Here is a 4,960-nt window from a genome sequence, read left to right as displayed (position 1 = left end):
CGCGTCCTGCCAGGGGAACCCGGCCCCGCGACGGTTCCGACCGGGTCAGCCAGCCGCTCCGTGACCCCTCCGGCTGCTGCCGCCCCCGTTGCCGCCCCGCCCGCTGACGCCGGCCCGGTGTCGGATGCTGCGGCTGACCCAGCCGTCTCGGTCGACCCCGCCAAACCCATCAGCTCCGCGGCACTCGCGGAAGGCAGCAAGGCCGAGCCCGGGCAGGTGGAGGGTGAGGCGTCCCAGGACGGGGCGACGGCCGTGCGGACCGAGGCGGCCCCCACGCCGCCCGAGGACGCCGCCGCTGCGCCGCGGGATGCGGCGGGCAGCAGGACCGCCGAGCTCCCGGCGGCCCCGGACGGCCGCCCCGGCCCGCATGGGACCGATGCGGCCGCCTCCGAACCCTCGCCTGCGACGCCCCCCCTCTCCCCCCTCGCCACTTCGCCGGCTGGGCAGGCCATGGCGCCGGCGGGCCCGGGTGGGGCTGGCCCGCATCCCGTCCTGACCGGTCTCCCGCTCGCGGCCGTGCCGGTGGAAATCGGCCTGAGAAGCCTCGAGGGCCTGAGCCGCTTCGAGATCCGCCTCGCCCCTGTGGACCTTGGCGGGATCGATGTCCGGCTGGACATCGCGGAGGACGGGCAGGTCTCTGCCCGTCTGCTGGTGGACCGGCCCGAGACCCTGGCCTGGCTGCAGCGGGACGCGTCACAGCTCGAACGAGCGCTGGAGCAGGCGGGCCTGCGACCTCAGGAGGGCGGCATCTCACTGACCCTGCGGGATTCCGGCGCCGATCAGAACTCGGGCCGCAATGCGCAGGCGGAGCCCGGGCCGGACCGGCGCATGCCGGGCGACCCTGGGGGCGACGACGGGCGGGGCGCGCCGGACAAGGCCGCGCCCGCTCGGCCCCTTTCCTGGAACCGCGGCTCCGGCCTCGATCTCCGCATCTGACCGCAAGGAGCGACCATGGCGACCGTTTCGGCACCTTCGGGCACCAATTTCGCGGCCCTCACCGGCCAGACCGCAGCCGGCTCCGGCGGGGCCGCGAACGGGCAGGAGATCGCCGGCAACTTCCAGCAGTTTCTTCTGCTGCTCACCACGCAGTTGAAGAACCAGAGCCCGCTGGATCCGCTCGACACGAACCAATTCACGCAGCAGCTCGTGCAATTCGCCTCTGTCGAGCAGCAGCTGAAGACCAACGCCACGCTGTCCACGATGGCCGCGGGGGCAAAGGCCGGGCTGGCCTCCTCGGCCGCCGGCCTGGTCGGTGCGACCGTGACGGCCGACGGCTCATCCACCTCGTTTGCGCAGGGGACCGCGAGCTGGACGCTGAACCCCGCCAAGGCCGCCGCCTCGGCCACGCTGACCATCAAGGACAGCACCGGCCAAACCGTGGCCACCCAGATCCGGGCCTTGCCGGCGGGCTCGCAAAGCTTCACCTGGGACGGCCGCACGGCCAATGGCGGTGTGGCGGCGGCGGGCGCCTATACGCTGGGCGTGGTGGCCCGCGACGCCGCCGGGCAGCCCGTCACGGTGTCGACCGAGGTGTCCGGCGTGGTGTCGTCGGTGGACATGTCGGGGGAGAACCCCGTGCTCCTGATCGGGACCAGCCGCGTGCCGCTGGCCGGCATCAAGGCCATCGGACAATGATGCCACACTTCTTTCCAAGTCATTGATTTTGCGTGTTGCAAATCAGCCACCCGCTTAGGTCATTCTTAAGCGCCCACGGCTACCTTGATCGTCACTGATCAGCGTCAGTGTGTGTGAGCGTAAAATGAGCGAGTTGATGCGCCCGCGGGTGAAATACGTCATAGGTCCTGACGGAAGCCCGCTGACCATTGCCGACCTGCCCCCGTCGAATACGCGGCGGTGGGTGATCCGCCGCAAGGCCGAGGTCGTCGCCGCCGTTCGCGGCGGGCTGCTCAGCCTGGAAGAAGCCTGCAGCCGCTACACGCTCACCGTGGAAGAGTTCCTGAGCTGGCAGCAGAGCATCGACGACCACGGCCTCGCCGGCCTGCGCACCACGCGGATCCAGCATTACCGGCAGTGACCGGCCGGCAAAAAATGCCGACCCCTTAACCATCTGCTAACCACGAACCCGGAAGGTTCGGCCGTCGGGCGCAATGGGCGCCCTGTTGCGGTCGGGTTCCGGCGTTGAGCGCATTCCTGGCAGTCCTGTCGCGGTTCGGTCCGGGTCGCTTGGCCGCCATGGGCGCGGTGACCCTGGCGCTGGTCGGCTTCTTCGCCGTCGTGATCCTGCGCGTCTCGCAGCCGCCGATGGGCGTGCTGTTCAGCGACCTGTCGGCCGCGGACGCGGGCGCGATCCTGAAGGACCTGGATAGCCGCGCGGTCCGCTATGAGAGCCGGGACGAGGGCGCCACCATTCTGGCGCCGCGCGACGAGATCGCCCGGCTGCGCATGGACCTGGCGGCCAAGTCGCTGCCCTCCGGCGGCGGCGTCGGCTATGAGATCTTCGACAAGGGCGACGCCTTCTCGGCCACGAGCCTCGTCCAGAGCATCAACCAGCTGCGGGCGCTCGAGGGCGAGCTGAGCCGCACCATCCGGTCCCTGGGCCGCGTCCAGGCCGCCCGCGTTCATCTCGCCCTGCCGGAGAAGCGGCTGTTCGAGCGCGACCGCGAACCCGCCCGCGCCTCCATCGTCCTCAAGACGCGTGGCGAGCTCGGGCCGGAGCAGGTCCAGGCCATCCGCCACCTTGTCGCCTCGGCTGTTCAGGGGCTCGCGGTTGAGCGTGTCTCCATCGTGGACGAACGCGGCCGCCTGCTGGCCGGCGGGCCGGGCGGGCAGGAAGGCCCCGCGCTCGCCGCCTCCAACGGCGAGGAGCGCCGCACCGCGCTGGAGCGGCGGCTGCGTCAGCAGGTCGAGGAGATGATGGCGGGGATCGTCGGGCCGGGCCGGGCCCGCGTTCAGGTGGCGGCCGAACTCGATCTCAACCGGGTCGAAAGCCGCTCGGAGAACTACGATCCGGAGACCCGGGTCCTGCGCTCGAGCCAGACGCGCGGCGAAACCTCCAACACCGCCTCGGGCGAGGGACAGGTCAGCGTCGGCAACGAGCTGCCCGGGGCGCGCGACCAGAGCACGCCGGCCCGCGACAGCTCCAACAAGACCGAGGAGATCACGAATTACGAGATCTCGCGGACGACCCGCACGGAGGTCTCCGAGGCCGGCCGCGTGAAGCGCCTCTCGGTCGCGGTGCTGCTCGACGGCAGCTACAGCAAGGGCCCGAACGGCGAAGCCGTGTACCAGCCCCGCTCCAAAGAGGACCTGGAGCGCATCGGCGCGCTGGTTCGGAGCGCCGTCGGCTTCGACAAGGGGCGCGGCGATCAGGTCGAGGTGGTGAACATGCCGCTGGCCGAGACGCCGGCGGCCCTCCAGGCCGAGCCCGTCCCGTTTCTCGCCTCGCTGCTCAGCTTCACGCGCCACGACCTCCTTCGGCTCGTCGAGCTCGGGGTCATCTCGCTCCTCGTCCTGATCGTGCTCCTGGCCGTCGTGCGGCCGATGGTGCGCCGCGTGATCGCCCCTGACGGAGGCCTGGCCACGGCTGCCCTGTCCTTTGCCGGGGGCACCGCCGCGCTGGCGGGCCCGGCGGCTCAGCTCGCCACCGCCTCGGCCGGAGCCCTCCCCGGGCCTGATGGGGGCGCCGCAACCGCTGGCGCTCACCTCGCCGGGGATGGTCAGGGCTCGGGCACGGCCCCGGCGGCTGCGGGCGCCCCGGCCCTCGCGTCCACCCCGACGCTGTCGCCCCAGGCGGCGGCCGAGCAGCTCGCCAAGCTCGGCGAGCTCGCCCGGGGCAACCCGAAAGAGGCCGCCAGCGTCCTCCGCGGCTGGATGAGCGAGCGATGAGCGCCGCCCTCCAGCGCCAGGACGCGCCGGCCCTCACCGGCCCCCAGCGCGCGGCGGCGCTGCTGATCCTCCTCGGGGACGAGCACGGGGCGGGCATCTGGTCGCAATTCAGCGAAGCCGAGATCCGCAAGGTCTGCATGGCCATGGCCGAACTCGGCGCCATCCCGGGCGAAACGGTTCATCGGCTGATGCAGGATTTCGCGGCCGAGATCGGTGCGACGGGAACCCTCACCGGATCGGCGGAGCGGGCCGAGGAACTGTTGGCCAAGATCTTCCCGCCCGAGCGCGTCGCCGCCGTGATGGCCGATGTACGCGGATCTTCCGGTCGCCAGGTGTGGCGGCGGCTGGCCCATGTCGGGCCGGATGCCCTCGCGGCCTTTCTCAAGGACGAATACGCCCAAACCGTCGCCGTGGTTCTGTCCCGGATCGGGCCGGACCAGGGCGGGCGCGTGCTCGCCCTGTTGCCGGACCGGCTCGCGGCCGAGGTGGTGCCCCGGATGCTCGGCCTCGGCGAGGTCAGGGCCGACGCGCTGGAGCGCATCGAGGACGCGCTCGATCGCCACTTCTTCTCCGGTGGCAGCCGCAAGTCGGAACACGATCGCTACGAGCTCATGGCCGACCGGTTCAACGCCTTTGACCGGCCGACCGAGGCCCGCTTTCTGGCCGCCCTGGAACACTCCGACCGCGACGCCGCCCAGCGCATCCGGGAAAAGATGTTCACCTTCGAGGACCTGCTGAAGCTCGACCCGGCCGGCTGCCAGACCCTGCTGCGCAGCGTGGACAAGGACGTGCTGGCGCGGGCCCTCAAAGGCGCGAGCGAGGCTGCCCGGGCCTTCTTCTTCGCCAATATGTCGACCCGGGCCGCCAAGAACCTGCAGGACGACCTCGAGGCGATGGGCCCGGTCCGCATGCGCGAGGTGGACGAGGCGCAGTCGCGGCTCGTCTCGGCCGCCAAGGCGCTGGCGGAGACCGGCGAGATCCGCATCAGCAAGAGCCGGGCGGATGACGAGGTGGTGCTGTGAGCGTCGGCGACACGGCAGCCGGCGTGCAGCGCTTCCTGTTCGGCGACGATCTCGGCCAGCCGGCGCGGGAGCGCCGCCAGGCGGTGGAGCGG

The 4,960-nt window shown here is 71.7% G+C and carries 5 protein-coding genes; all 5 read left to right on the top strand.

The window, feature by feature from the left end; all coding sequences use genetic code 11:
* Positions 1-450: 450 nt before the first annotated feature.
* The 5 genes from JWR86_RS11680 to fliG all read left to right on the top strand — a co-directional run bounded on the left by JWR86_RS11680 (position 451) and on the right by fliG (position 4,868).
* Positions 451-936: a flagellar hook-length control protein FliK gene (locus tag JWR86_RS11680; protein WP_299565354.1), complete on the top strand. Its 486-nt coding sequence runs from the start codon at positions 451-453 to the stop codon at positions 934-936.
* 15 nt (positions 937-951) lie between these two features.
* Positions 952-1,635 (top strand): flagellar hook capping FlgD N-terminal domain-containing protein, encoded by a 684-nt coding sequence (locus JWR86_RS11675; protein ID WP_299565352.1) that lies wholly within the window; start codon positions 952-954, stop codon positions 1,633-1,635.
* Positions 1,636-1,759: 124 nt separating this feature from the next.
* Positions 1,760-2,035 (top strand): DUF1153 domain-containing protein, encoded by a 276-nt coding sequence (locus tag JWR86_RS11670; protein ID WP_299565349.1) that lies wholly within the window; start codon positions 1,760-1,762, stop codon positions 2,033-2,035.
* Positions 2,036-2,139: 104 nt separating this feature from the next.
* A complete protein-coding gene (gene fliF, locus JWR86_RS11665; RefSeq protein WP_299565347.1) occupies positions 2,140-3,846 on the top strand; it encodes a flagellar basal-body MS-ring/collar protein FliF in 1,707 nt (568 codons plus the stop codon).
* Positions 3,843-4,868, top strand: a complete 1,026-nt coding sequence (fliG, locus tag JWR86_RS11660) for a flagellar motor switch protein FliG (protein ID WP_299565345.1) — start codon at positions 3,843-3,845, stop codon at positions 4,866-4,868. Before fliF ends, fliG begins: the two co-directional genes overlap by 4 nt.
* The last annotated feature ends 92 nt before the right edge of the window (positions 4,869-4,960 follow it).

This window comes from Enterovirga sp., assembly GCF_028290205.1.
Lineage (GTDB): Bacteria > Pseudomonadota > Alphaproteobacteria > Rhizobiales > Beijerinckiaceae > Enterovirga.
Note: the sequence above shows the minus strand (reverse complement) of the source record. Positions and strands in the feature narration are given on the sequence as shown.

Bases quoted from the DNA above. Each gene is read 5' to 3' on its own strand.
- JWR86_RS11680 (WP_299565354.1), top strand. From the start codon at position 451: ATGGCGCCGGCGGGCCCGGGTGGGGCTGGCCCGCATCCCGTCCTGACC.
- JWR86_RS11675 (WP_299565352.1), top strand. From the start codon at position 952: ATGGCGACCGTTTCGGCACCTTCGGGCACCAATTTCGCGGCCCTCACC.
- JWR86_RS11670 (WP_299565349.1), top strand. From the start codon at position 1,760: ATGAGCGAGTTGATGCGCCCGCGGGTGAAATACGTCATAGGTCCTGAC.
- fliG (WP_299565345.1), top strand. From the start codon at position 3,843: ATGAGCGCCGCCCTCCAGCGCCAGGACGCGCCGGCCCTCACCGGCCCC.